This is a genomic window from Nocardioides humilatus, assembly GCF_008373755.1.
Classification (GTDB): domain Bacteria; phylum Actinomycetota; class Actinomycetes; order Propionibacteriales; family Nocardioidaceae; genus Nocardioides; species Nocardioides humilatus.
Map to the genome: position 1 here is coordinate 1 of NZ_VUJV01000163.1, position 459 is coordinate 459.

1 protein-coding gene is annotated in these 459 nt (G+C 45.8%); it reads right to left on the minus strand.

From position 1 onward, the window contains the following. Positions 1-34 precede the first annotated feature (34 nt). On the minus strand, positions 35-418 hold the full coding sequence (locus F0U44_RS24330) for a 4CSP family protein (RefSeq protein ID WP_149730636.1): 384 nt from the start codon (positions 416-418) through the stop codon (positions 35-37). Positions 419-459: the final 41 nt, after the last annotated feature.

Genomic DNA, 459 nt, shown 5'->3' on the forward strand with positions numbered 1-459 from the left:
AGCACATTTCATAGCTTAGTTTAGCATTTGTGTCTTAAGCTTTGATTTCACGAAGCTCCTTTTCGTATTTGGCTGTAAATTTATTTTCGGGGTCGTATTTAGCGGTCAGCTCATTCCAGGATTTGCTTTCGTTATTAATTAGATGGCCGATAACACGTCGAGTACCCTTCTTCTGGGCTTCGGTACATTTCGCGCATTCGGTCTCGAGTGCCTCCCTGATGTGTTCCTTCAACTCCTTAGCGTCAGGGGCACACCTGTCCTTGTCGAGGATACATTTGATGTAAGGCTGAAGAAGTCGAGAATTGCTGAGGACCTCATCTAAATTAACGTTGTCGTAGCGATCGGTGTACTTGTCGTCAGGTCTGGCGAGAGCCACGGCCAAAACGGCAAACAGGCAGAATGCGATGAGGGAATTCATATTGATGGTGTGTAAGATAATACCGTTGTACAGGAGCTAAC